At 72.3% G+C, this 23,083-nt stretch carries 25 protein-coding genes and 1 tRNA gene; 16 read left to right on the top strand and 10 right to left on the bottom strand.

Annotated elements, in window-relative coordinates; genetic code table 11:
* Window positions 1-385: 385 nt before the first annotated feature.
* Window positions 386-1,198, bottom strand: coding sequence for a VOC family protein (locus tag OG534_RS19065; RefSeq protein WP_326589263.1), 813 nt, complete (start codon window positions 1,196-1,198; stop codon window positions 386-388).
* 106 nt (window positions 1,199-1,304) lie between these two features.
* Here OG534_RS19065 and OG534_RS19060 point away from each other — a divergent pair, with 106 nt between their 5' ends.
* Both OG534_RS19060 and OG534_RS19055 read left to right on the top strand, forming a co-directional pair.
* The gene (locus OG534_RS19060) at window positions 1,305-1,907 is read left to right on the top strand and encodes an HhH-GPD-type base excision DNA repair protein (RefSeq protein ID WP_326589262.1); all 603 of its coding nucleotides are present in this window, start codon (window positions 1,305-1,307) and stop codon (window positions 1,905-1,907) included.
* A gap of 199 nt (window positions 1,908-2,106) precedes the next feature.
* Window positions 2,107-2,580 carry a cupin domain-containing protein gene (locus OG534_RS19055; RefSeq protein ID WP_326589261.1) on the top strand — a complete coding sequence of 158 codons (474 nt, stop codon included), beginning with the start codon at window positions 2,107-2,109 and terminating at the stop codon, window positions 2,578-2,580.
* Here OG534_RS19055 and opcA read toward each other — a convergent pair.
* Together opcA and OG534_RS19045 are read right to left on the bottom strand one after the other, a co-directional pair.
* Window positions 2,529-3,461, bottom strand: a complete 933-nt coding sequence (gene opcA / locus OG534_RS19050; RefSeq protein WP_326589260.1) for a glucose-6-phosphate dehydrogenase assembly protein OpcA — start codon at window positions 3,459-3,461, stop codon at window positions 2,529-2,531. The two genes, OG534_RS19055 and opcA, sit on opposite strands and share 52 nt — an antisense overlap.
* A 20-nt stretch (window positions 3,462-3,481) precedes the next feature.
* Window positions 3,482-5,083, bottom strand: a complete 1,602-nt coding sequence (locus OG534_RS19045; protein ID WP_326589258.1) for a helicase HerA-like domain-containing protein — start codon at window positions 5,081-5,083, stop codon at window positions 3,482-3,484.
* Between the two features lie 88 nt (window positions 5,084-5,171).
* Here OG534_RS19045 and OG534_RS19040 point away from each other — a divergent pair, with 88 nt between their 5' ends.
* Both OG534_RS19040 and OG534_RS19035 read left to right on the top strand, forming a co-directional pair.
* Window positions 5,172-5,468, top strand: a complete 297-nt coding sequence (locus tag OG534_RS19040) for a type II toxin-antitoxin system VapB family antitoxin (protein ID WP_030010424.1) — start codon at window positions 5,172-5,174, stop codon at window positions 5,466-5,468.
* A gap of 102 nt (window positions 5,469-5,570) precedes the next feature.
* The gene (locus tag OG534_RS19035) at window positions 5,571-6,239 is read left to right on the top strand and encodes a LytR C-terminal domain-containing protein (RefSeq protein ID WP_326589257.1); all 669 of its coding nucleotides are present in this window, start codon (window positions 5,571-5,573) and stop codon (window positions 6,237-6,239) included.
* Between the two features lie 16 nt (window positions 6,240-6,255).
* Here OG534_RS19035 and upp read toward each other — a convergent pair whose 3' ends face one another.
* Entirely contained in the window at window positions 6,256-6,891 is a 636-nt protein-coding gene (gene upp / locus OG534_RS19030; protein ID WP_030010426.1) for a uracil phosphoribosyltransferase, read from the bottom strand.
* 163 nt (window positions 6,892-7,054) lie between these two features.
* Here upp and OG534_RS19025 point away from each other — a divergent pair, with 163 nt between their 5' ends.
* The 10 genes from OG534_RS19025 (at window position 7,055) to OG534_RS18980 (ending at window position 13,882) form a co-directional block, all read left to right on the top strand.
* Entirely contained in the window at window positions 7,055-7,996 is a 942-nt protein-coding gene (locus tag OG534_RS19025; RefSeq protein WP_326589256.1) for a universal stress protein, read from the top strand.
* An 82-nt stretch (window positions 7,997-8,078) separates the two neighbouring features.
* A complete protein-coding gene (locus tag OG534_RS19020; RefSeq protein WP_326594050.1) occupies window positions 8,079-8,258 on the top strand; it encodes a hypothetical protein in 180 nt (59 codons plus the stop codon).
* A 398-nt stretch (window positions 8,259-8,656) separates the two neighbouring features.
* Window positions 8,657-9,205, top strand: a complete 549-nt coding sequence (locus OG534_RS19015) for a tRNA adenosine deaminase-associated protein (RefSeq protein ID WP_326589254.1) — start codon at window positions 8,657-8,659, stop codon at window positions 9,203-9,205.
* Complete coding sequence (gene tadA, locus OG534_RS19010; RefSeq protein ID WP_326589252.1) at window positions 9,205-9,684, top strand: tRNA adenosine(34) deaminase TadA; 480 nt, start codon at window positions 9,205-9,207, stop codon at window positions 9,682-9,684. The genes OG534_RS19015 and tadA overlap by 1 nt, the downstream gene beginning before the upstream one ends.
* Window positions 9,685-9,732: 48 nt before the next feature.
* Window positions 9,733-9,819 (top strand) — tRNA-Ser (locus tag OG534_RS19005).
* 177 nt (window positions 9,820-9,996) lie between these two features.
* Window positions 9,997-10,287 (top strand): hypothetical protein, encoded by a 291-nt coding sequence (locus tag OG534_RS19000; protein WP_326589250.1) that lies wholly within the window; start codon window positions 9,997-9,999, stop codon window positions 10,285-10,287.
* Between the two features lie 403 nt (window positions 10,288-10,690).
* A complete protein-coding gene (locus OG534_RS18995; protein WP_326589248.1) occupies window positions 10,691-10,852 on the top strand; it encodes a hypothetical protein in 162 nt (53 codons plus the stop codon).
* Between the two features lie 230 nt (window positions 10,853-11,082).
* On the top strand, window positions 11,083-11,961 hold the full coding sequence (locus OG534_RS18990; RefSeq protein WP_326589247.1) for an RNA polymerase sigma factor SigF: 879 nt from the start codon (window positions 11,083-11,085) through the stop codon (window positions 11,959-11,961).
* 230 nt (window positions 11,962-12,191) lie between these two features.
* Window positions 12,192-13,034: an RNA polymerase sigma factor SigF gene (locus tag OG534_RS18985; RefSeq protein WP_326589246.1), complete on the top strand. Its 843-nt coding sequence runs from the start codon at window positions 12,192-12,194 to the stop codon at window positions 13,032-13,034.
* Between the two features lie 50 nt (window positions 13,035-13,084).
* Window positions 13,085-13,882, top strand: coding sequence for a hypothetical protein (locus OG534_RS18980; RefSeq protein WP_326589245.1), 798 nt, complete (start codon window positions 13,085-13,087; stop codon window positions 13,880-13,882).
* Between the two features lie 25 nt (window positions 13,883-13,907).
* Here the strand turns inward: OG534_RS18980 and OG534_RS18975 are convergent, their stop codons facing one another.
* Window positions 13,908-14,150 (bottom strand): hypothetical protein, encoded by a 243-nt coding sequence (locus OG534_RS18975; RefSeq protein WP_326589244.1) that lies wholly within the window; start codon window positions 14,148-14,150, stop codon window positions 13,908-13,910.
* Window positions 14,151-14,361: 211 nt separating this feature from the next.
* On the opposite strand from OG534_RS18975, the gene OG534_RS18970 reads away from it, so the two are divergent.
* Window positions 14,362-14,754 carry a MarR family winged helix-turn-helix transcriptional regulator gene (locus OG534_RS18970; RefSeq protein WP_326593696.1) on the top strand — a complete coding sequence of 131 codons (393 nt, stop codon included), beginning with the start codon at window positions 14,362-14,364 and terminating at the stop codon, window positions 14,752-14,754.
* 88 nt (window positions 14,755-14,842) lie between these two features.
* On the top strand, window positions 14,843-16,459 hold the full coding sequence (locus tag OG534_RS18965) for an MDR family MFS transporter (RefSeq protein WP_442807231.1): 1,617 nt from the start codon (window positions 14,843-14,845) through the stop codon (window positions 16,457-16,459).
* On the opposite strand, the gene OG534_RS18960 is transcribed toward OG534_RS18965, so the two are convergent.
* The 5 genes from OG534_RS18960 to OG534_RS18940 all read right to left on the bottom strand — a co-directional run bounded on the left by OG534_RS18960 (window position 16,456) and on the right by OG534_RS18940 (window position 23,056).
* On the bottom strand, window positions 16,456-17,088 hold the full coding sequence (locus OG534_RS18960; RefSeq protein ID WP_326589242.1) for a TetR/AcrR family transcriptional regulator: 633 nt from the start codon (window positions 17,086-17,088) through the stop codon (window positions 16,456-16,458). The genes OG534_RS18965 and OG534_RS18960 overlap by 4 nt on opposite strands.
* 89 nt (window positions 17,089-17,177) lie before the next feature.
* Window positions 17,178-19,391, bottom strand: coding sequence for an ArnT family glycosyltransferase (locus OG534_RS18955; RefSeq protein ID WP_326589241.1), 2,214 nt, complete (start codon window positions 19,389-19,391; stop codon window positions 17,178-17,180).
* On the bottom strand, window positions 19,388-20,656 hold the full coding sequence (locus tag OG534_RS18950) for a bifunctional glycosyltransferase family 2/GtrA family protein (protein WP_326589240.1): 1,269 nt from the start codon (window positions 20,654-20,656) through the stop codon (window positions 19,388-19,390). Before OG534_RS18950 ends, OG534_RS18955 begins: the two co-directional genes overlap by 4 nt.
* Before the next feature lie 85 nt (window positions 20,657-20,741).
* Window positions 20,742-22,289, bottom strand: a complete 1,548-nt coding sequence (locus OG534_RS18945) for a sensor histidine kinase (RefSeq protein ID WP_326589239.1) — start codon at window positions 22,287-22,289, stop codon at window positions 20,742-20,744.
* Window positions 22,289-23,056 carry a response regulator transcription factor gene (locus OG534_RS18940; protein WP_326589238.1) on the bottom strand — a complete coding sequence of 256 codons (768 nt, stop codon included), beginning with the start codon at window positions 23,054-23,056 and terminating at the stop codon, window positions 22,289-22,291. Before OG534_RS18940 ends, OG534_RS18945 begins: the two co-directional genes overlap by 1 nt.
* Between the last annotated feature and the right edge of the window lie 27 nt (window positions 23,057-23,083).

Below are 23,083 nucleotides of genomic sequence, written 5' to 3'. Positions count from 1 at the left end.
CTCCTCATCGGGGTGCTGCCGTTCTCGATGAGCAGGACGATGCCCGCGGGTCCTGACGGGCCGCTGACGGGCCGCTGACAGGCCGCGGACAGGCCGCGGACAGACCACTGAGGCACGGAGGCCACTGAGGCCGTTCCCGAACACCCGGCGGGGAATGCGGTCCGTAGAGGTGAGTCCACTAGTGCATCGGGTGCCCTCCCCGGCCCCGTCCACGTGTTTCCCGCCGCCGCGCGCCCATGATGTCGGGGGAATCCGCGGAGTCCTCGGCCTGCGCCGCCGGCCCGCCCCCACAGCCCCGTGCCCCTGCCGTGAACCGCCGGCAGGGGCACGGGCACGTGCACGCACACCCTCGGCCCGGACGGGGTGGGTGCGGGATCGGCCGGGCTCAGCCGAAGCTCGGCATCTCCCCGACCGTCGTCGACATGTCGATCACCGCGAAGGCCGCGCCCTGCGGGTCCGTCACCGCCGCGAAGCGGCCGAACGGGCTGTCCATCGGCCCGAAGTGCAGCTTCCCGCCGTGCTTCTTCGTCTTCGCGACCGCCTCGTCGCAGTCCGGGACGCCGAAGTAGATCTGGATGTACGGCGGCACCTCCGGCGGGAAGTCGTCGTCCATCTTCATCCGGCCCAGCACCGGGTTCTCGGGACCGTTGACGCTGAAGACCTTGAAGTCCATGCCCGCCGCCGCGGGGTCGTCGCCCGCGTCCATCTGCTGGGCGTTGTACGGGAAGACCTGCGGAAGGAACGCGTCCGGCTTGTCCGGCTCCCGGGTGAAGACCTCCGCCCAGGCGTAGGAGCCCGGCTCGCCCATCTTCTCGAAGCCCTTGTGCTCGCCCGGCTGCCAGACGCCGAAGACCGCGCCGCTCGGCTCCTTCGCGATGAGCATCGTGCCGAAGGCGCCCACCCGCATCGGACCCATCAGGACCTCGCCGCCGGACGCGGTGACCTTCCCGGCCGTCGCCGCCGCGTCGGGCGAGGCGAAGTACAGACACCACTGCGAGGGGGCGTCGACCCCCGGCATCGGCGGGACGACGGCCGCGACGGCCTTCCCGTCGGAGTAGGCCTGCGTGTAGTTGCCGTACTCGGTGCCGGCCTCGCCGAAGGTCCAGCCCAGTACGTCGCCGTAGAAGGTCTTGGCGCCCTCCACGTCCGTGAACATCGCGTCCACCCAGCACGGTGCGCCTTCGGGAAACTCAAGCATGATCGATCGACTCCTCGACTCCGACTCGTAGCTGTTCGTCGTACTCACGCTAGGCGCGCGGTGTGCCGACCGCGCGGGGAGCACGCCCACGCGGGACGCTGGAGCCATGGACAAGGACATCACCATCCGGCTGGCACAGCAGCCGGATGCGGACGCGCTGCTCGGCCGGAGCCCGCTCGCCGCGCTCGTCGGGATGCTGCTGGACCAGCAGGTTCCGATGGAGTGGGCGTTCTCGGGGCCCTGGACGATCGCCCAGCGGCTGGGCTCCGACGATCTGGACGCGCACGCCATCGCCGCGTACGACCCGGAGGCCTTCGCCGCGCTGCTCTCCGAGAAGCCCGCCGTGCACCGGTATCCGGGGTCGATGGCGACGCGGATCCAGCAGCTGTGCGCGTACCTGGTGGAGCACTACGGCGGGAACGCCGAGGCGGTCTGGGCCGACGCCGCGACGGGCCAGGAGCTGCTGAAGCGGCTCAAGTCGCTGCCGGGCTTCGGGGAGCAGAAGGCGCAGATCTTCCTCGCCCTGCTGGGCAAGCGGTTCGGCGTACGCCCGACGGGCTGGCGGGAGGCCGCGGGCGGGTACGGGCAGGCGAACGTCTACCGTTCGGCGGCCGACATCACCGGGCCGGAATCCCTGGCGAAGGTGCGGGCGCACAAGCAGGAGATGAAGGCCGCGGCCAAGGCCGCCAAGGCCTCCGGCGGCTCCTGATCCCCTGGTCCCCTGGTCCCCTGGTCCCCTGATCTCTGATCTCTGATCCGGCTCCGGCTCCGACTCCGGCTCCCGCCCTGGTCAGGCTCCGTACCTGGTCAGACCCGTGATCAGAATCGCGTTCAACGCTGAATTGACCGGGCTGACTGCCCACCGATTGACCTCTGCGCTCGGTCTATCGGGGCATAAATTGGGGGACATGACAGAGATCGCGACCCGCGCCGCCACCGCCGAAGCCATCCAGGACGCCCCCGGCAGCCTCATCACCCTGCTCACGGACACCGCCGAGCTCACCTGCAACACCGCCACCTTCGAGGAGGGCGCGGCGGGCGCCCCGGTGCACTTCCACACCAAGGCCACCGAGTTCTTCCACGTCACCGCCGGGCAGCTCGACGTCCTCGTCGGCGACGAGATCCAGACCCTGGGCGCCGGCGACTTCATCGCCATCCCGCCGGGCGTCAAGCACGCCTTCGCCCCCGCCGCCGGCCACACGGCCGCCGTCTTCGTCGGCTTCACGCCCGGCATGGGCCGCTTCGACTACTACCGGCTCCTCGGCCGCGTCAACGCGGGCGAGGCCACCGTGCAGGACATCAAGGACAGCTCGGCGACCTACGACAACCACTACGCGGAGAGCGCCGCCTGGAGCGGCCGCCGCCGCAGCGCCGAGCCGTAGACCATGTCCGCGTCGAGCCGCCGCAGTTCCTCCGCGATCAGTTCGGCGCCGCTGCGGATCTTCAGGGCCACCTTGCGGTCGGGGCTCCCCGGCAGGGTCAAGGTGGCCAGCGCCCCCGCGGGCCGGTCCACCCGGATCTCCCCGCCCGTGGTCTGCAGGCTGACCCCGGTGATCACCGGCCCGTCGGTCGCGACCCGGGACACCGCCACCCCCAGCCGGTCCTCCAGCCAGCGCGCCAGCAGCTCGGCGCTCGCGTTGTCGGGCTCGCTCTCCACCGCCGCGGCGGTCACCGGCAGCGGCTTCTGGTCCAAGGCGGCGGCCAGCAGGGCCCGCCACGGCGTGAGCCGGGTCCAGGCCAGGTCGGTGTCGCCGGGCTGGTAGCCGACGGCCCGCTCGTCGAGCACGCCGACCGGGTCGAAGGCGGCGGCCGCGTCCGTGATCCGGCGCTGCGCGAGCGCGCCCAGCGGGTCCCGCGCCAGGTCGGTGGGCGCGTCGGCCGGCCACCACGCCACCACGGGCGCGTCCGGCACGAGCAGCGGCAGTACGACCGAGCCGGCCTGCTCCGTCAGCGCCCCGTGCAGGCGCAGCAGCACGACCTCGCCGCTCCCGGCGTCCGACCCGACCCGCAGCTCGGCGTCGACCCGGTTCGCGCGGAGCTTGTGCGGGCCGCGCGAGGTGCGCCTGATGACCGCGATAATGCGGCACGGGTGCTCGCGCGAGGCCTCGGAGGCCGCGCGTACGGCGTCGTAGGCGTTCTCCTCGTCGGTGACGAGGACAAGTGTCAGTACCAGCCCCATGGCGGGGCTGCCTATGGCCCGGCGTGCTTCGAGCAGGGCACGGTTGACCTTGCTGGACGTGGTGTCGGTGAGTTCGGTCCGCATGCACCGAGTCTGTCACCGCGTCACCGGCGCTTGCGCGCCGTCCCGAAGATCGAGCGCGAGATCTCCCGGCCCAGCTGCGTCCCGATCGACCGGGCCAGCGAGCGGAACAGCCCGCTCCCCACCACCTGCTCGGCCAGCGAGGGATCCGGCTTCGGGGCGCCGCGCGAGGCCCGCGCGGCCTCCTTCTGCGCCTTCTGCGCCTGCTCGGCCTGCTTCTCGGCTTCGGCGGCGGCCGCCGCCTCCTCGGCCTTCGCCTCCGCCGCTGCCTGCTCGGCGGTGATCTTCTCGTACGCCGACTCGCGGTCGACCGGCTCCGCGTAGCGCGACCAGAGCAGCGAGGACTTCACCGCCCGGTCCAGCGCCTCCGCCCCGACCGGTCCCATCAGCGACTGCGGGGCCCGCAGCCGGATCGCCGCGACCGGGGTCGGGGCGCCGTTCTCGCTGAGCACGGTGACGACCGCCTCGCCGGTCCCCAGCTGCGTGAGCAGCTCCTCCAGGTCGTAGGCCGAATGGGGGAACGTCTTCACGGTCGCCTTCAGCGCCTTGGCGTCGTCGGGGGTGAAGGCGCGCAGCGCGTGCTGCACCCGGTTGCCGAGCTGGGCGAGCACGTCCGCCGGCACGTCCTTGGGGGTCTGCGTGACGAAGAAGACGCCGACGCCCTTGGAACGGATCAGGCGCACCGTCTGGGTGATGGAGGCGAGGAAGGCCTTGGAGGCCCCGCTGAAGAGCAGGTGCGCCTCGTCGAAGAAGAAGACCAGCTTGGGCCGCTCCAGGTCGCCGACCTCGGGGAGGTCGTTGTAGAGGTCGGCCAGCAGCCACATCAGGAAGGTGGAGAAGAGCTGCGGCTTGTCCTGGACCGCCGGCAGCTCCAGTACGGACACCAGTCCGCGCCCGTCCGGGGCGGTGCGGAGGAACTCGCTCGTGTCGAACTCCGGCTCGCCGAAGAACTCCGCGGCCCCCTGCTGCTCGAAGGCGGTCAGCGCCCGCAGGATCACCCCGGCCGTCACCGTGGACAGCCCGCCGATGCCCTTGAGTTCGGGTTTCCCCTGGTCGGAGACGAGGAAGGCGACGACCGCGCGCAGGTCCTTGAGGTCGAACAGCTCCAGGCCCTTGGTGTCGGCGTAGTGGAAGATCAGGCCGAGCGACTGCTCCTGCGTCTGGTTGAGCTGGAGCACCTTCGACAGGAGCACCGGGCCGAAGCTGGTGACGGTCGACCGGACCGGGATGCCGGGGCCGATCCCGCCGAGCGAGTAGAACTCGCCGGGGCAGGCGGTCGGTTCCCACTTCTGGGCCACTTCCCTGGCCCGTTCCTCGATCTTGTCGTTCGTCGTGCCGGGCGCCGAGATCCCCGAGACGTCGCCCTTGATGTCCGCGAGGAAGACGGGGACGCCGCCCGCCGACAGCTGCTCGGCGATGAGCTGGAGGGTCTTGGTCTTGCCGGTGCCGGTGGCCCCGGTGACCAGCCCGTGCCGGTTGAGCATCGCCAGCGGGATGCGGATCTGCCGGTCGGGCAGACACGTGCCGTCCCAGAGCAGGGCCCCGAGGTCGAGCGCGGGTCCGGTGAACGCGTACCCGGCGGCGATCTGGTCCGCCGGGACGGCGGGGTCGGCGCTCTGACTCATGGATCACTCCCCAATTGGCACTGTTCGCCACTTTTGCACCACCGCTGCGAGGCTGCGCCCGCAGGCACCGGCCCGGTAGGCTTTCCGTGTGATCTTCAAGCGCATCGGAAGCGGGCGGCCGTACCCCGACCACGGCAGGGAAACCACCCGGCAGTGGGCGGACGTCGCGCCGCGCCCGGTCCGGCTCGACCAGCTCGTGACGACCAAGGGGCAGCTGGACCTCGAAACGCTGCTCGCCGAGGACTCCACCTTCTACGGCGACCTGTTCGCCCACGTCGTGAAGTGGCGGGGGGATCTCTACCTGGAGGACGGGCTGCACCGCGCGGTGCGCGCCGCCCTGCAGCAGCGCCAGGTGCTGCACGCCCGCGTCCTCGAAATGGACTGAAGGCCCTGACGGCTTCGCGTAGATTGCGCCTTTCGGGTCACCATTGACCTATCAGCAGATCATTTAGTAGGCATCACCACCGGGCCGCACTACGCTGCGCCCATGAGCATGCTCACTCCCCCCGGCATGGGCGGAAAGTACCGCGTCACGGGAGCGGCCTACCCCCGCATGAGCCGTAAGCGGAGCCGTCCTCGGATCGTCCTCGCCGTGCTCGGCTCGGTCCTCGCGCTCGCCCTGGTCGGCTACGGGGCGCTGCAGCTCATTGACGTGTTCCGGGGCGACAGCCCCAAGCGGAACACGGCTGCGGGTGCCAAGGACTGCCCGACGACGCCCCCCAAGCCCGCTGCCAAGGGCGGCTCCACCGCCGCCTCGGCCTCGGCCCCGGCCAAACCGGCGGTCGTACTCCCGCCGCCCGGCGAGATCACGGTCAACGTCTACAACGCGACCCCGCGTGCGGGCCTGGCCAAGGCCGTCGGCGACGAGCTGGCCAAACGCGGCTTCGTCGTCGGCCAGGTCGGCAACGCCCCGGCCGACTTCGACAAGAAGGTACCCGGCACCGGGATACTGCTGGGCTCCCCGACGACCGACAAGGCCGCCTACTCGGTACTCGGCACGCAGCTCGCCGGCACCACCCAGCAGAACGACACCCGCGAGACCGCGGACATCGACCTGATCCTGGGCGACGCCTTCAAGGAGCTCAGTACGAAGGAGGACGCGGACAAGGCGCTGGCCCTGCTGGCCAACCCCGTGCCCGCGCCCGCCAAGTGCTGAACCGCGGCCCGCTCGGCTACTCGGCCGAGCCGTACATCCGGTCGCCCGCGTCACCCAGGCCCGGCACGATGTAGCCGTGCTCGTTGAGCCGCTCGTCCACGGCGGCCGTCACCACGGTCACCGGCGTGCCCGCCAGCTCGCGCTCCATGATCTCGACGCCCTCGGGCGCGGCCAGCAGCACCACGGCCGTGACGTCGTCGGCGCCGCGCTTGATCAGTTCCTGGATCGCCGCGACGAGCGTGCCGCCGGTGGCCAGCATCGGGTCGACGACGTAGACCTGCCGGCCGGAGAGGTCCTCGGGCATGCGCGTCGCGTACGTGGAGGCCTCCAGGGTCTCCTCGTTGCGGACCATGCCCAGGAAGCCCACCTCGGCGGTCGGCAGCAGGCGCACCATGCCGTCGAGCATGCCGAGACCGGCGCGCAGGATCGGGACGACCAGCGGACGCGGGTGCGAGAGCTTCACGCCGGTGGTCGGGGCGACCGGGGTCTCGATGTCCGCCTGCTCGGTGCGCACGTCCCGGGTGGCCTCGTACGCGAGCAGGGTCACCAGCTCGTCGGCGAGCCGCCGGAAGGTGGCGGAGTCGGTGCGCTTGTCGCGCAGGGTGGTGAGTTTGTGCGCCACCAAGGGGTGATCGACGACCTGCAAACGCACAACATCCTCCAAAACTCAGCCTGCGACCTGCAAAAACGGCCGCACGACGCGACCTGCACCCAAAAGGCTACGCGGTGAAGCAGCCCCTTCGCGTCCGAAGCCGCGGCCACGCCCGCAGCAGGCTGCGGATGCGACCCGCGCGGACGCCCAGCACGCTGGAACGATGAGCAACGCACCGGTCATCGCAGCCGTCGACGGGTCCGAACACAGCCTCAAGGCCCTGGAGTGGGCGCGGGCCGCGGCCGTCCGGCACGATGCGGGGCTGCTGATCGCCCATGTACTGCCCGACCACGCCCAGTTGTATGCGGGGCGCCGGGCGTCCCTGCACGACGCCTCGCAGCCGGAGACGTTCGCCGACCCCGTGAGCGACTGGGTCCGGGCGCTGTTCGGAGGCGGCCCCGAGCTGCCGGAGGGGGTCCGCTACGAGGCGCTGGAGGGCTCCGTACCCGAGGCGCTGCGGGTGATCGGGACAAAGGGCCTGATGCTGGTGATGGGCTCCCGGGGCCGCGGCGGCTTCGCCAGCCTGCTGCTCGGCTCCAGCAGCCGCGCCGTGGCGAGCACGGCGGCGTGCCCGGTCGTGGTGGTCCCGCACGCGGAGCGCAGCGCCCGGGACGCCGACGCGGAGGAGTCCGCCGGGCGGGTGGTGCTCGGGCTGCACGCCGCCGAGACGCCCGACGACGTACTGGACTTCGCGTTCGCGGAGGCGGCCGTGCGGGGGACCACCGTCCAGGTGGTCTCCGCGTACGCCATTCCGCCCGCGCCGACCCTGGTGATCGACAGCCCGTTCGCGGTGATCCCGCCGGAGGGGCTGGCCGACGACGGGGACGCGGTGCCGGCCGAGCGGGAGATGCTGCGCTCCCAGACGGCGCGGCTGGCGCCGTTCCGCATGCGCTACCCGGACGTCCGGGTCGAGCAGGCCGCGGTGCCCGGGGACGCGGCGGGCCGGCTGGTCACCGCCTCCCGGTCGGCGGCGCTGGTCGTGGTCGGCCGCCACCACCCGCGGCGCACCGCCATGTCGCTGATGATCGGCTCGGTGGCCCACGCGGTGCTCCAGCACGCGCACGGCCCCGTAGCGGTCGTCCCGACCCTCAAGGACGACGCCTGACCTGCGACGGGGTGGCATCAAACGGCCCGTCCGGGGGAAGGTGGGTGCAGGGGGGACGACCGACCAGCCCAGGTGGTGGCCGATGCCCGACACGCAGCCGAGCGATGATGCCCCGGAGACCCCGGCGCAGCGCCGAGCCCGCCGCGCGCAGTTCCTGCGCGAGCTGATGGAGGCGCGCGAGCTGCGCGACCGCGTCCAGCCCCGCCGCGCCCGCGCGGCCCGCATGCGCCAACAAATGCGCATGCGCACGTTCCGCTGGTAACCGGGCAAAACCAGCCCCGCCGGCCCAATCCAGCCCCGCCGGCGTTTGAGGCGCGGGGTCCGGGGGCGGAGCCCCGAGTCCTTCAGCCCCGCCGGCGCCTGAGGCGCGAGCCCGGCCCAGCACCGCGCAGCGCCCCGCCCCGCCGCGACACGAGCGGCCCGCAGGCCAACCGAGACGGCCCCCGCCACCCCGAAACACCCCGCCGCCGCAACCCCGCACGCCCCCCACCACCGCACGGCGCGGCACGACGCAAGCGCGGAAGACCTCTCGCAACGCCGCTGTTTCTGCCACGATGCCGATTGGGCGGGGTACGGGTGGCGAGCACACGGCCGCTTTGCCCCAACCTCCGGCCGGGGGGACCTCCAACCGGCACGCCTAAGACCAGTGGGAGAGTCACGGTGTATTTCGCCGCACTGCTCGCGCGCACCGAAGACGGGTGGGAAGCGAGCGACATGGAACTCGACGACGTCGAGTCCCTCAGTGATCTGATCGATCTCGCCCGTTCCGCCGCTGTCGACGACGACACGGTGGTCGCCCTCATCGAGCAGGAGGACGCCTGGTTCGGCGTCGTCCGCGTGGACGGCGAGGAGGACCCGCGGTACTTCGTATCGAACGCCGCCGCGGCCGCCCGCAGCTCCTACGGCTCGATGCTGACCAAAGAGCTGCTGGGCAGCGACGAGGAGGACGACGAACTCGACGAACTGGACCTGGACGGCACCGAGGACGGCGAGGAGGACGCCGTCGCCTCCTACGCGGACGACGACGCCGACGAGGACGAGGCGGGCGGGACCGGCGCGGAGCCGGTGCCGGCCGGTCCGCTCGGCGACCCCCGGCTGCTGGACGACCTCGGGGTGACCCACAAACAACTGATGACCCTCGACGGGGACGCACTCTCGGAGATCGCGGAGTCCCTCGGCGCCACCGAGGTCCTGGAGGCCGTCCGCTAGTGCTCCCCGCACACACCCACGATCCCGTGAGGGACCCGTGGCGGGACTCCATGCGCCTGGCGCTCCAGGAGGCCGCCCGGGCGGTGCCGGCCGGCGATGTGCCGGTCGGCGCCGTCGTGCTGGGCCCGGACGGGCAGCTGCTCGCCACCGGGTACAACGAACGCGAGGCGACCGGCGATCCCACGGCGCACGCCGAGGTGGTGGCCCTGCGCCGGGCGGCCGCCAAGCTCGGAGAATGGCGGCTTCCGGGGTGCACCCTCGTGGTCACCCTGGAGCCGTGCGTCATGTGCGCGGGCGCGCTCGTGCAGTCGCGCGTCGCCCGGGTCGTCTACGGCGCGGACGACGAGAAGGCGGGTGCGGCCGGGTCGCTGTGGGACCTCGTACGGGACCGCAGGCTCAACCACCGCCCCGAGGTGGTCCGCGGCGTCCTCGCCGAGGAGTGCGCCCGGCAGCTGACGGACTTCTTCCGGGACCTGTGACGGATACGGATTTCAGCGCACGGGCCACTTTGGGCTAAGCTCTCTCTCGGTAGCGTGTCCGAGCGGCCGAAGGAGCACGCCTCGAAAGCGTGTGATGGTGCAAGCTATCCGTGGGTTCAAATCCCACCGCTACCGCTCTGATCGAGAGCCCCGCCCCGCAAGGGTCGGGGCTCTCGGCGTTTCCGGAACCCGGAACCCGGAACCCGGACCCCAGCACCCCCGTCGGCCCCGCCCCCGTCGGCGCCCGCACGCGGACGCGCCCCTCTGGAGTACGGCGGCGTGACCGCCCGCCCCTTCCGCCGTTGTCACGGCATGACCAAGACCCAGCGCATCCTCGCCGCCTTCGCCCTCGCGGGGGCCGCCGCGGGCCTCGCCGCACCCGCCGCCTCGGCCGCCCCGATCGCCCCCCTCGCCCTCCCGGACCTGCCGACGGCCGCCCCGGGCATGCCGGCGGGGGCCCAGCCCTCCTCCGTCCAGGAGATCGGGGGGAAGCTCAGCGAGGGCCTGAACCAGCTCAACGCGCTCGCGGAGCTGCCCAACCACCTGGCGCCCGTGATCGCCCCCGTGCAACCCGTCACGGATCTGGCCGGCGCCATCCAGTAGCCCCCACCCCCATCCCGCCCGGCCCCGCCCCGCCCCGCCCCCCGCACCGCCGGACAGCACGAAGAAGGCCCCGACCGGGGTCGGGACCTTCGACGGGTGGGACGGGGGAAGTGGCATCGGGGGGACAAGCCACTTCCCCCGATGCGGACGGACCTGCCGGTCCGGGCCGCAGTAAGGGGGAAGCTCGCGGCCCGGACCCCGCAGTGAGGCCCTGTCCCTCACCCACCGATTTCCTGCCAGAACCGGTGGGCTCACATCAATCCTGCGCCCGCCGCAACCGCGGACTCACCGGCAAAGGACCCGGAGTGCCGGGTCATTGGTCCTTAAAGGGCAGGTGAGTGTCCCATCTTGACCGGTTAGACTCACCCGACTTGCAAGGACCGGTTGGGGAGGCCGCCCGCACGTGGACACCAAGAAGCTCATCACGGGTGCCCTCACCGTGTTCGTCCTCTTCGTGATCATCACCCAGCCGAAGAGAGCCGCCGAGATGGTGGAAATAGGCTTCCAGGGGATATCGGATGCCGCCTCCGGCATCGGCGAGTTCATGACCGAACTGGTGCGCTGACCCCGTACGCTGAAGCGGTTCCCGGAATTCCGGCCCCCCACTCCGACGGGTGGGGGGCTTTTTGCATACCCATCACTGGGCACAATGCCCTGATATGCCCAACTTGCCCTCAACACGGCGATATACGGTGCTTGCACACAGTGCACATCTCTTGTGATGCTATGACCGCTTTTGACGGATGAGTTGACTGAAGGGGTGGCGTGACCGTGCCGGCCAGTACTGCGCCTCAAGTGCCACCCCGACAGGACCCCCAGGTACCGCCCCAGCAGGAGCCCCAGCGAGAGCACCGCCAGGAGCCCCGCCAGGAGCCGCCCGAAGAGCCCCCGGCCCCGCCGAGACCCCCGAGCCGGGGCGCGGACACCCGGGCCCTCACCCAGGTGCTCTTCGGCCAGCTGAAGGGTCTGGAGCCGGGCACGAGCGAGCACACCCGGGTGCGCGGGGCCCTCATCGAGGCCAACCTCCCGCTCGTCCGGTACGCGGCCGCCCGCTTCCGCAGCCGCAACGAGCCGATGGAGGACGTGGTCCAAGTCGGCACCATCGGGCTGATCAACGCCATCGACCGGTTCGACCCGGACCGCGGCGTGCAGTTCCCGACCTTCGCGATGCCGACCGTCGTGGGCGAAATCAAGCGGTACTTCCGCGACAACGTCCGCACCGTCCACGTCCCGCGCCGCCTCCACGAGCTGTGGGTCCAGGTCAACGCCGCCACCGAGGACCTCACCACCCTCCACGGCCGCACCCCGACCACCGCCGAGATCGCCGAGCGGCTGAGGATCACCGAGGACGAGGTGCTGTCCTGCATCGAGGCCGGCCGCAGCTACCACGCGACCTCGCTGGAGGCCGCACAGGAGGGCGACGGCATGCCCGGGCTACTGGACCGCCTCGGCTACGAGGACCCGGAGCTGGCCGGGGTCGAGCACCGCGACCTCGTCCGCCACCTCCTCGTACAACTGCCCGAGCGGGAACAGCGGATCCTGCTCCTGCGGTACTACAACAACCTGACGCAGTCGCAGATCAGCGCGGAGCTCGGCGTCTCCCAGATGCACGTCTCCCGGCTGCTCGCCCGGAGTTTCGCCCGACTGAGATCCGCAAACAGGATCGAGGCGTAACCGGAACGAGTGGAGATCATTCAGTCGTTTCCCGACAGAACGGGCTGATCGCCTTCTTACCTCTTCTGTCGCTGGAGATATATGTCGACTTGGCGCTACAGCGTGTTGCCGACATGTGACATTCTGCTTGAACCGCGTTTGCCGCAGCCCCGCCTCCGGTATTCAGGTGGAGGCTGCGTTCCTCCGACGGGCGCGCCGTACGCGACCGTCCGCGACCTCAAGGGGGTGGCATGTCCGTAGACCAGGGCAGCTCCAAGGTGCTCACGCTCGTCAAGAGCGCGACACCGCCGGCAGTGTCCGACCGCTCGGAAGCCATCGACACCCGCACCCTCTCCCGCTCCCTCTTCCAGCGACTTGCCGCCCTGGACGCGGACAGCCCCGACCGGGCGTACGTACGCGACACCCTGATCGAGCTGAACCTGCCCCTCGTGCGGTACGCGGCCGCCCGCTTCCGCAGCCGCAACGAGCCGATGGAAGACATCGTCCAGGTCGGCACCATCGGCCTGATCAAGGCGATCGACCGGTTCGACTGCGAACGCGGCGTCGAGTTCCCGACGTTCGCGATGCCGACCGTCGTGGGCGAGATCAAACGATTCTTTAGGGACACCTCCTGGTCCGTCCGCGTCCCGCGCCGGCTCCAGGAGCTGCGCCTCGCGCTGACCAAGGCCAGCGACGAGCTCGCCCAGAAACTGGACCGCTCGCCGACCGTGCCGGAGCTCGCCGCCGTGCTCGGGGTCTCGGAGGAGGACGTCGTCGACGGCCTCGCCGTGGGCAACGCCTACACCGCCTCCTCGCTCGACTCGCCCTCCCCGGAGGACGAGGGCGGAGAGGGCTCGCTCGCGGACCGCCTCGGCTACGAGGACACCGCGCTCGAAGGCGTCGAGTACCGCGAGTCCCTGAAGCCGCTGCTCGCCAAACTCCCGCCCCGGGAACGGCAGATCATCATGCTGCGCTTCTTCGCCAACATGACCCAGTCGCAGATCGGCGAGGAGGTCGGCATCTCCCAGATGCACGTCTCCCGGCTGCTGACGCGCACCCTCGCGCAACTGCGCGTGGGCCTGATCGGGGAGTGACCGGGCGCCGCACGCTTCCCAATTGACGATCCGTCAGGAAAACTGGCGCGATGCGAAAGGGATCGCGAGCGGCCACCGCCCTCCTCGCCCTGTGCTGCACGGCCGCCGCCGGCCTCACCGGCTGCGGCGGCCCGGCGCGGGACGGCTACGTCGCTGTGGGCGCCGCGGCCCCGGGCCCCGAACGGGGTGCGGGGGAGAACGTGGCACCGCAGGGCCGGGTGGAGTTCCAGCAGCTCGGCGGTCCGTCCGCGGCGGGCGGATCCTCCGTGTCGTCCAGTACGTCGGCCAGTGCGCCCGGATCCGGATCCCCTGGCGGCTCCACCCCGGGCGGAACCGCGAGCACCGGCCCCGGCGGCTCCGCGAGCACACCCGGCGCTCCGGCGGGACCGGGCCGGACCACCACGGCACCCGGCACACCGAACACGCCGGGCGGCCAGGGCATCCCGACCGGACCCGGGTCGCCGGCCTCGCCCACCTCGCCGACGAGCCCGGCCGGCCCCACCAAGCCCGGCACGACACCGCCGGCTCCGCCGCCGGCCACCCCGGCGCGGCTGACGCTGTCCACGCCGACCCGGGCGCCCGCGGCCGACCGCTGGTGCGAGCACGTCACCATGACCTTCACCAACACCGGGACCACCGCGGCCCGTTCGGGCACGGTCAGCTTCGCGACGCACATCATCGGCGCCCTCGGCGTCGACTGGGCCACGATCACCACGACCCAGCCGCTCCCCGCACCCCTCGCGGGCGGAGCCTCGCAGACGCAGACCTACACCGTGTGCGTGGAGGCCTGGCGGGTGCCGCTGGGCATGCACGTGGACACCCGGAAGGTCACCGCCACCTGGAGCTGAGGCCCGCGGGCCCCGCCGAGCGGCGTTACTTCAGGACCACCCAGGCCGCCGCGCCGATCATGAGCACGAGCGCGATGACCAGCGCGATCTTGGCGGTCGGGTTCGACGAACCGGACCGCCCCTGCTCCGCGCGGCGCTGCTGACGGGATCCCGGCCCGCCCGCCTGCCGGGCCGGTGCGGCCTCTTCGACGAACGCCCGGAACATCTGCGTGCTGCCCGCGGGGTCGTGGTTGCCTTCGGGGACCTGTGAGTTGTGGTTGTCAGCCATGGAGCAGGACCCTAGCCGGTTTTCCGATTCCTTTACCGCCCCACCCCCCGGATTCGTTTGCCTGCAGCAACCATCTCCTCTTATGGTTGCCTCAAGCAACAAGATGGGGGGCCGCCCGGTGACGATGCAGACCACTCGGACCACTCCGACCGCTCAGACCACTCCGACCGCTCAGACCACGCGGACGACGCGGACCACTCCGCACGAGGAGCTGGCCGGCCGGCTCACCGCCATCGGCGCGGTCAAGCGGGAGCTCGCCCGCAACCTGCCCCCGGACTGCCCGCCGGGCGCCGCAGCCGTCCTCACCGTGCTCGACCGGCACGGAGAGATGCGGCTGAGCAGGCTGGCCGAGTACATGGCCGTCGACATCTCCGTGACCAGCCGGCACGTCACCCACGTCGCCGACCGCGGCTGGATCGAGCGCGAGACCGACCCGGGCGACGGACGCTGCCGGATCCTGCGGCTCACCCCGGCCGGACGGGCGCTCCTCGGCGAGATCGGCGCCCGGTACACGGCCGCGCTGGAAAGAGCCCTCCACGACTGGTCCGCCCAGGACATCGACGCACTGAACACCCTGCTGGCCCGACTCCGATCGAGCTTCTAGACGAAGGAAAGACATGGCCCCGTCGGAGACGACCGACCACACGCCCTCGACCGAACCCGTCCCCATATCCACGGACACGTCCGTGACCATGACCCACCCGCAGATCATGAAGGCGCTGTCCGGGCTGATGCTCGGCATGTTCGTGGCGATCCTGTCCTCCACGATCGTCTCCAACGCCCTGCCCCAGATCATCAGCGACCTCGGCGGCACCCAGTCCTCGTACACCTGGGTCGTCACCGCGGCCCTGCTGTCGATGACGGCGGCCACCCCGCTGTGGGGCAAGCTGTCCGACCTCTTCAGCAAGAAGCTGCTGGTCCAGATCTCCCTCGTGATCTACGTCCTCGGCTCCGTGGTCGCGGGCCTGTCCCAGAACACCGGCACGCTCATCGCCTGCCGCGTGGTCCAGGGCATCGGCGTCGGCGGTCTGTCGGCCCTCGCCCAGATCGTCATGGCCGCGATGATCTCCCCGCGCGAGCGCGGCCGGTACAGCGGCTACCTCGGCGCGGTCTTCGCCGTCGCCACCGTCGGCGGCCCGCTGCTCGGCGGCGTCATCACCGACACCGACTGGCTGGGCTGGCGCTGGTGCTTCTACGTCGGCGTGCCCTTCGCGGTCATCGCGCTGATCGTGCTCCAGCGGACCCTGCACCTCCCGGTCGTGCGCCGGGACGTCAAGGTCGACTGGCTGGGCGCCTTCCTGATCAGCGGATCCGTGTCACTGCTGCTCATCTGGGTCACCCAGGCCGGCGACTCCTACGCGTGGATCTCCTGGCAGACCTGGGCGATGACGGGCGGGGCGGTGGCGCTCGGCCTGCTCTTCGTCCTCGTCGAGTCCCGCGCGAGCGACCCGATCATCCCGCTGCGGCTGTTCCGCAACAAGACCATCACGCTGGCCTCGGCCGCCTCGCTGTTCGTGGGCATCGCGATGTTCTCGGGGACCGTGTTTTTCAGCCAGTTCTTCCAGTTGGCCCGTGGCGAGTCCCCCACGATGTCCGGAATCCTCACGATTCCGATGATCGTCGGGCTCTTCGTCTCCTCCACCCTTTCCGGTCAGGTGATCACCAAGACCGGTAAGTGGAAGGCCTGGATCGTCTGCGGCGGCGTGCTGCTGACGGCCGGGCTGGGTCTGCTGGGCACCCTGCGCCACGACACCCCGTACTGGCACATCGCGATCCACATGGCGGTGACCGGCCTCGGTCTCGGCATGATGATGCAGAACCTGGTCCTCGCCACCCAGAACCAGGTGGCCCCCGAGGACCTTGGCGCGGCCAGCTCGGTCGTCACCTTCTTCCGCTCCCTCGGCGGCGCCGTGGGCGTCTCCGCGCTGGGCGCGGTCATGGCCAACCGGGTCACGCACTACGTCCAGGACGGCATGGCCGCACTCGGGCCGAAGGCCGCGGCCATGGGTCACGGCGGCACCGCCGGGGGCGGGATCCCCGACCTCGACAAGCTGCCCGCGCCGGTCCGCGAGGTCATCGAGTCCGCGTACGGGCACGGCGTCGGCGACGTCTTCCTCTACGCCGCACCGTTCGCGCTGCTCGGGCTGGTGCTGGTGGTGTTCATCAAGGAGGTCGCCCTGAAGTCGAAGCCCGCGGCCCACGCCCCTGCGGCGGCTTCGCACGAGCCGTCTCCCGCGGAGGCCGCCGCCCCGGGTGCCGCGAAGAAGGCCGCGAAGGAAGCCGCGAAGAAGGCCTCGGTCAAGGCCTAAGCGCTGGCGGCCTTGGCCTCGATGCCCGCGATCAGGACGTCGAGCGCGAGGCAGAAGTCGCCCTCGGGCGCCCGCCGGACCGCGCCCCCGCAGCCGTGCAGGAACTGCGAGACGGCCAGGTGGGCGCCGGTCCGGGCGGCGTCCGCCAGGCCGGTGGCGTCCAGCAGCCGCTGGAGCGCGGTGTCGAAGGCCCGCGCGTGCGGGCCGATGTTCGGGTAGGCGGCGGTGAGCGGACCCACCCACGGATGGTCCGCCAGCACCCCCCGGTAGCCCCGGGCCATCGTCTGCAGCCGGCCCGGCCAGCCCGCCTCGCCGGATCCCGGCGGCCCGGCCGGCCCGGCCGGCATCCTCAGCTCGCCCAGGGCGCTGTCCAGGGCGAGTTCGAGAAGGTCGTGCTTGGTGTCCACGTACCAGTACAGGGACATCGCGGTGACCCCGAGCCCGGCGGCGAGCCGCCGCATCGAGAACCGGGCCAGCCCCTCGGAGTCGAGGAGTCGCACGGTGGCGGCGGTGATCCGCTCCCGGTCGAGCCCGGAGGGTGCCTCGCTGCGGCCTCTGGCGGGGGTGGCCGGCCTGGCGGCCAGCCACACACTGGTCCGGGTCTCGCCGGGATCGGCCGCAGTCACCATGCAGGCACCCTCCTCACGACAGGTGGATCAGCCCGGAATGCCCGGTCCGCCCTCTTGATGCTAGGGGGTGTGGTGTCGATGAGCCCCGATCAGGAGGTCGGAGCCGTCAGGTCGTAGAAGGTGGCTCCGCCGACCGTCGACGCCGTGAACGTGGCCTTGACCCAGGTCTCGATGGCCGTGCTGGTGCCGCCGCCCGGTCCGCCACCGCGCTGGCCGCCGCCCTCGGCGGTACCGGTGGTACCGGTGGTGCCGCCCTGGCCGATGAACCAGTGGATCCTGCCCTCCTGCACGTACTTCTTGAACTGCTCCAGGGTCGGCGAGGGGTCGCTGCCGTTGAAGCCGCCGATCGGCATGACGGGTACGCCGGAGGCCAGCTGGTAACTCGCCGCGTTCTGCGAGCCGATGGCGGCCGCCGCCCACGTGTACGCGTCGGCGCCGGCGGTGAGGGCCGCCTTGGCCTCGGCGCCGACCTGGGCGCCGTTCAGCAGACCGCCCGGCCCGCCCCGACCGCCGCCGGCGCGCTCGGCACCGGGTCCGCCCGTTCCGCCCTGGCCCTGCGGCAGAGCGCCTTGACCACCCTGGCCGCCCTGGCCTTGCCGTACGGCGCCTTGCGGCGGGGTGCCCTGCAGCGGGGTGCCGCCACCCTGGCCGCCGTCCTGGCCCCCACCCGGCCGGGCACCGCCCGGCTGTCCGCCCGGGCCGCCCTGCAACATCTCCCCGGCACCGCCCGGGCCGCCCGCGCCACCGGGGCCGCCCATCATCCCGCCGGGTCCGCCCCGGCCGCCCGCCACCGCCGGTCCGGCGGTCACGATGGATCCGGTGTGCCCGGTGCTCACAGTGGTCAGGCAGTACGCGAACGGCCCGGCCAGGGCCGCCGCCAGTCCCAGCCCGGCCGTGGCCCGCAGCATCCGGCGGCCGGCCCGCTCGGCGAAGGGCAGCGCAGCCGCGGCGAGCAGCCCACCCACCAGGACCGCCCAGCGCAGCCACGGCAGGTACCCGGTGGCGCGGCCGAGCAGTACGTACGACCAGACCGCCGTCAGGGCGAGCGTTCCGGACAGGGTGAGCGCTGCGGCCAGGCCGTTGCGCTCCTCCCACAGCAGGGCGACGCCCATGCCGATCAGCGCGGCCACGAAGGGCGCCAGCGCCACGGTGTAGTACTCGTGGAAGATGCCCTGCATGTAGCTGAAGACGACCGCGGTGATCAGCAGCGATCCGCCCCAGGCCAGGAAGGCCGCACGGGCCATGCCCTCCAGCGAGTCGGTGGCCCGGCGGGCCCGCCAGGTGACGACCAGCCCGGCCACGAGCAGCACCAGGGCCGCCGGCAGCAACCAGGAGATCTGCCCGCCGATGTTGCCCGCGAAGAGCCGGTCGAAGCCGGTCTCTCCCCAGCCTCCGCCGCCACCGCCACCGCCACCACCTGCGCCTCCGCGTCCGCCGCCGACGCTGCCGGTCTCATTGCCGTTGATCCGGCCGAGGCCGTTGTAGCCGAGGGTCAGCTCCAGGAAGGAGTTGGTCTGCGAGCCGCCGATGTACGGGCGGGAGGAGGCGGGCCACAGCTCGACGATCGCGACCCACCAGCCGCCGGCCACCACCATCGCGAGCCCGGCCGCCAGCAGCTGCCCGAGGCGCCTGCGCAGCCGGGTGGGCGCGCAGACGGCGTACAGCACGGCGAGCGGCGGCAGGATGACGAAGGCCTGCAGGGTCTTGGTGAGGAAGGCGAAGCCGACCGCGACCCCGGCCCAGAGCAGCCACCGGGTGTGCGCCCCGTCGAGGGCCCGCAGCACGCAGTACACGGTGACGGTCAGCAGCAGGGTCAGCAGCGCGTCGGGGTTGTTGAAGCGGAACATCAGCGCGGCGACGGGTGTCAGCGCGAAGGCGGCGCCGCTCAGCAGCGCGGCCCCGGGCCCGAACTGGCGGCGGACGGCGGCGTACAGCACGCCGGTGGTCGCGACGCCCATCAGGGCCTGCGGGACGAGGATCTGCCAGGCGCCCAGCCCGAAGAGCCGGACGGACAGCATCATCGGCCACAGGGCGGCCGGGGGCTTGTCGACGGTGATGGAGTTGCCGGCGTCGGAGGAGCCGAAGAAGAACGCCTTCCAGCTCTCGCTGCCCGCCTGCACGGCGGCGGAGTAGAAGGAGTTGGCGTAGCCGGAGGCGCCCAGGTCCCACAGGAGCAGCGCGGCCGTGGCGATCAGCAGCCCGGCGAGCGTGGGCCGTTCCCAGCGGGGCCGGTCGACGGCATGGCGGCCGGTACGGGCCCGCGCCTCGGGGACCGGGAAGAGCTCAGTCGCTGCGGTGGTCATCGGTTGTCGTCCTTCACGGGAGTGTCGCGCCGCTCGGGGAAGACCCAGGCGCGGAAGAGCAGGAACCGCAGCACGGTCGCGGCGAGGTTGGCGGTGATCAGCACGGCCAGTTCGGTGCCGTGCGCGGGATCGGCCGTGGCCGCACCGAGCGCGGCCAGGGAACCGCTGGTCAGGGCGAGTCCGATGCCGAACACCACCAGCCCCTGGGCCTGGTGGCGCACGGCCCGGTCCCGGCCGCGGACGCCGAAGGTGAGCCGTCGGTTGGCCGCGGTGTTGGCGACGGCCGAGAGCAGCAGGGCGGCGCCGTTGGCGAGCTGCGGTCCGGTCCCGCCGCGGAAGGCGGAGTACAGCAGCAGGTAGAGCAGGGTGGACAGCGCTCCGACGGCGCAGAAGCCGAGCAGCTGGCGGGCCAGTCCGCCGTCCACCCCGGGCAGTGCGGTGCGGTCGCGCGGGTCGTCGCCGAAGGGGCGGGCGAGCCGGTCGAGCGGGAGCGCTCCGACGGCCAGTGCCCGGCCCACGCGCCAGACGCCCTTCAGGTCCTCGGTGGCGGTCCTGACGATGTGGACGGTCGAGTCGGGGTCGTCGACCCAGTCCACCGGCACCTCGTGGATCCGCAGCCCGGCCCGCTCGGCGAGGACGAGCAGCTCGGTGTCGAAGAACCAGCCCGTGTCCTCCACGAGCGGCAGCAGCCGCTCGGCGACCTCGCGCCGGATGGCCTTGAACCCGCACTGGGCATCGCTGAACCGGGCGGCGAGGGAGGAACGCAGCAGGAGGTTGTAGGCGCGGGAGACGAACTCCCGCTTCGCTCCCCGCACCACCCGCGAGGAGCGGGCCAGGCGGGTCCCGATCGCGAGGTCGGAGTGGCCGGAGATCAGCGGCGCGACCAGCGGCAGCAGGGCGTTGAGGTCGGTGGACAGGTCCACGTCCATGTAGGCGAGGACGGGGGCTTCGGACCCGCCCCAGACCGTGCGCAGGGCCCGGCCCCGGCCCTTCTCCTCCAGCCGGGTGCTGCGTACGCCGTCCAGTGCGGCGGCGAGCCCGGCCGCGACCTCGGGGGTGCGGTCGGTGCTCGCGTTGTCGGCGACCGTGATCCGGAAGGGATAGGGGAAGGTCCGGCTGAGGTGCTCGTGCAGTCGGCGCACGCACGGGCCGAGGTCCTTCTCCTCGTTGAAGACCGGGATCACCACGTCGAGGACGGGCTCTCCGGGCACGGGCGCGAGGGGCGCCCGGGCCGGGAGGGCCCCGGGAGAGGTGTCGGTTGGCATGCTCCGACCCTCGCGGCGCGGCCTGTCACCGCTGTGTGGTGAGCCTGTGCTCCGACTGTGAGTCCGGCTCCGACTGTGAGTCCGGCTAAGCCGTGCCCGCGGACCGGGCGAGCGGCAGGACGACCTCGAAACGGGTCCGGCCCGGCTCGCTCTGTACGCAGACCCGCCCGCCGTGCGCCGCGACCACGGCCTGGACGATGGCGAGGCCGAGTCCGGTGGAGCCCGCCGCGCGGGAGCGGGAGGCGTCCCCGCGGGCGAATCGCTCGAAGACGTGGGGGAGCAGCTCGGGTGCGATACCGGGCCCGTCGTCCTCGATCCTCAGGCGGACGGCGGATGTTTCACGTGAAACATGGGCGGTGACGGTGGTGCCGGGCGGGGTGTGCGTCCGGGCGTTGGCGAGCAGGTTGACCAGGACCTGCTGGATCCGGGCGGGGTCGGCCCGTACCGGTGCCGGCTCGTCGGGCAGGTTCAGGCGCCAGTGGTGCCCGGGCCCGGCGGCCCGGGCGTCGCTGACGGCGTCGATGACGAGCGGGGCCAGGTCGGTGTCGGTGGCACCGGTGTCGCCGGGAGCGCCGGTGTGGCCGGTCGCGCCGGCGGCGTCGGCGTCGAGCGGGCGGCTCGCGTCGAGCCGGGCCAGCAGCAGCAGGTCCTCGACCAGGCCGGTCATCCGGGTGGCCTCGGACTCGATCCGGCCCAGGGCGTGCCGGGTGTCGGGGCCGGGCTCCTCCCGCCCCCGGCGGGTCAGTTCGGCGTAGCCGCGGATGGAGGCCAGCGGGGTGCGCAGCTCGTGGCTGGCGTCGGCGACGAACTGCCGGACCCGCATCTCGCTCTGCTGACGTGCGGTGAGCGCTGAGGAGACATGGCCCAGCATCCGGTTGAGGGCCGCACCCACCTGGCCCACTTCGGTCCGGGGGTCGGCCTCGGCCTCCGGGACCCGCTCGTGGAGGGCGGGCTCGCCCTCGTGCAGGGGCAGTTCGGAGACCCGGGTGGCGGTGGCGGCCACCCGGCGCAACGGGCGCAGGGCGACCCCGACCAGGGCCTGCCCTGCGAGGGAGGCCGCGATCAGCCCGGCCAGCGTGACGCAGACCTCCACGCCGACCAGGGTGCGCACCGTGGAGTCGACGTCGTGCAGGGGGAAGCCGAGCACGAGCCTCCCGTCGGGTGAGGCCCGCACCCGGTAGGTGCCCAGACCCGGCAGATCCGCGTCCACCGGCCCGGAGGCACCCTTGCCCGCCTTCCGGCCGGCCTGGGCGAGGGCCTCGCTCTGGGCCTCGGTGAGCGGCGGCGCCTTCTCGGGCGACCATCCCTCGACGCGGGCGTTGCGGGCCGTCAGCACCGTGCCGGATGGATCCACGCGCAGACCGGCGGCGTCCAGCGGGCTGCCGGGGGGCATGAGGAAGCCGCCGCCGCTCTCCCGGGCCGCCTTCTGGCCCGGCACGTGGCCGGCCATCTTGACGGAGGTGATCAGCTGCTCGTCGAGCTGGTCGACCAGGTACGAGCGCAGGGCGAGGGTGGTCACGGCCCCGATGGCCGCGCCCACCACGGCGATCAGCGCCACCGCCGAGACGACGAGCCGGGTCCGCAGCGACCAGGGCCCGCGGGCCCGCCGTCGCCGCTTTGTGCGGAGGGCCACTACTCGGCCGGCTTGATCAGGTAACCGGCGCCGCGCCGGGTGTGGATCATCCGCGGCAGGCCGGGGCCGCTCTCCAGCTTCCTGCGCAGGTAGGAGATGTACAGCTCGACCACGTTGGCCTGGCCGCCGAAGTCGTAGGACCAGACCCGGTCCAGGATCTGCGCCTTGCTCAGCACGCGCCGCGGGTTGCGCATCAGGTAGCGCAGCAGCTCGAACTCGGTGGCGGTCAGGTGGATGTCCCGACCGGCCCGGACCACCTCGTGGCTGTCCTCGTCGAGCCGGAGGTCACCGACGGCCAGCACCGAACCGCCGCGCGCCGCCTGCGCCGCGCCCGAGCGCCGGACCAGGCCGCGCAGCCGGGCCACGACCTCCTCCAGGCTGAAGGGCTTGGTGACGTAGTCGTCGCCGCCCGCCGTGAGGCCGGCGATCCGGTCCTCGACGGAGTCCCTGGCGGTCAGGAACAGCACGGGGACCTGGGGGATCTCCCGGCGCAGCCGCCCGAGGACGGCGAGGCCGTCCATGTCGGGGAGCATGACGTCGAGGACCACCACGTCCGGGCGGAACGAGCGCGCCGCCCGCACCGCGCCGGCCCCGTCGCCGGCGCTGCGGACCTCGCAGCCCTCGTAGCGCAGGGCCATGGACAGCAGCTCGGAGAGCGAGGCCTCGTCGTCGACGACGAGCACCCGGCAGGGTCCGCCGTCGGGCCGTACCAGGGCCGCGGGGTTGCTGGTGGACGTGGACGCGGGGGAGGTGGTCGTCGCAGTCATGGCGGCCACGCTGTCCGGTGCCTCTGA

It is taken from the genome of Streptomyces sp. NBC_01294, assembly GCF_035917235.1.
GTDB classification, from domain to species: domain Bacteria; phylum Actinomycetota; class Actinomycetes; order Streptomycetales; family Streptomycetaceae; genus Streptomyces; species Streptomyces caledonius.
The sequence above is the reverse complement of the archived record's forward strand: the minus strand, read 5'-3'. Positions and strand labels throughout refer to the sequence as shown.